This is a genomic window from Pseudomonas sp. P5_B2 (assembly GCF_056400445.1).
On record NZ_JBFULH010000734.1, the window covers coordinates 1 to 1,852 of the forward strand.

A 1,852-nucleotide genomic window follows, 5' to 3' on the forward strand; every position below is an offset into this window, starting at 1 on the left:
CGTCGACGCTGTGGTAACCGTTCCGGCGACTGATGTCGTGCATCGATTTCTCGCCAAGCGCAAGCGAACGGCAGACAGCCTCCAGCCGGACGTTTTCGACGTATTTTGCAGGTGTGGTCTGCAATTCTCGCTGAAACATTCGTATCAACGTTCTGACGCTGGTTGAAACTCGGGCTGCCATTATCTCGACTGTGAGATCCATATGCAGATGCTCACTGATCCAGAGGCATAATTCGCTCAGACTTGAATTGTGCGCATGCTGTGACTGAAGCGCGAAGCTAAACTGCGCCTGTCCGCCCGGACGATGCAAGTACAGAACCAAATTCTTCGCTATCTCCATGGCGAAGTCGTTTCCAAGATCTTCACTTACCAGCGATAGCGCGAGGTCGATTCCGGACGATATGCCAGCCGACGTGTAGACATTGCCGTCTTTCACCCAAATGGGAGACGGATCGACCTGTACCTTGGGATAGCGCTCGGCCAAGCGTCGTGCCACGCTCCAATGAGTCGTCGCCCTGCGGCCGTCCAGAAGACCCGCGGCAGCCAGCGCGAACGCCCCAACACATATAGAGCACACGCGCCGCACAGTCTTCGAGCGCGCTCGAAGCCACTCTATGGCTTCCTGGTCGATCTGTTCGAACGACCTGGAACCCATTGTCACGAGCAAGGTGTCAATGGGTTTGTTCGCACGCCGCTCTTGCTCGAGTGTGCTATGCCCTCTGAGTGCAATACCTGTTTCGCTCTCGAGGTGCACATCAGCGGCAGAGCTAACTAGTTCGAGCAAATAAGGGGCAAGTCCACCGCGGTCCAGTTGATTCGCCCACGCGAATACTTCCGCTGGGCCGATCACGTCGAGCGCGTCCACCGGTGGCAAACCCAATATGACAATCCGCTTTTGCCTCATGTTCGCAGGCGGAGCGGCTGGTTTCGTAAATTTTCTCATTGGAGGAGGCCCCGTGCGTCCGGGCTTAGAGTGAACATTTGTGGCAGAAATAGTCTTGGATCTGTCACTTGTGCTCCGTCCGAACAGCTTAGACTGAAATTCGCTGCCCCTCGCATTGCCTCAGCGAACCTGCCATTCGTGAGCTCGTAGATAGGCGCGGAGAACGGAAATGTTTGGCACTGGACACCTGTCACCACTCGAAAGTCCCGAGGCGGTCGCAACAGCTATTCGCCAATTTATGCAACATCTGGGGACATAGCTCTAAGGAGATGCCTGAAGGGCTGTTCGCCCTATGACCGTCGCTTGTGGGCCAAGTGGACAGGCCGGTTGCTGCAGAGGCTTGTGGCGTGGGTGGGAGCCAAGCGCACTATAACGAACCTTACCCAATCGGGGTAAGACGGAACGAGCGAACCGAGCATTCGCTTTGCAGTGTCAGTGCTAACTATTTGTTTAGGAGGTAAAGATGCGCTTCTTTCCGAAGGTAGTTGCTGCGCACAAGATTGATCCCGATAAGCGAGCGAGTGCAGTTGATTTCGTCAACCGAGTCAATTGGCTGTTCGAGACATGGGATCTCGAGGAAATGATCAGTTCATTTACTGCTGATGCGAAGGTCATTCATTTCAAGGGTGAAGTAAGCGGCGAATCCAACATCCGCCATTTTCTCACTGAGATCTATCCTTATCTGGTTCCAGGAATCAGTCGTTGCGGCTCAGGTCACATTGTTGATGAAGAAGAAAATGGACTCATCGCAGTCCGATATCACAACCTTCTTGTGCGCTACGCAGTACCGGAAGACGCTCCGAAAATGAGCGACGGTGAGCTGACCGAGAGCGATTATCTACCGATGATCTGGATGTATTCGCCAATGCTTGATCGACTTCGCGAGACCGAAAACGGTTGGAGGATCGC

Annotated in this window: 2 protein-coding genes; one reads left to right on the forward strand and one right to left on the reverse strand. The window is 54.0% G+C overall.

Annotated features, from left to right (window positions below):
• On the reverse strand, positions 1-943 hold a 943-nt coding region (locus tag AC1DRJ_RS26130; protein WP_477804697.1), incomplete at its 3' end, for a GlxA family transcriptional regulator.
• A gap of 463 nt (positions 944-1,406) precedes the next feature.
• Here AC1DRJ_RS26130 and AC1DRJ_RS26135 point away from each other — a divergent pair.
• A partial coding sequence (locus AC1DRJ_RS26135) for a nuclear transport factor 2 family protein (RefSeq protein WP_477804698.1) occupies positions 1,407-1,852 on the forward strand: 446 nt, incomplete at its 3' end.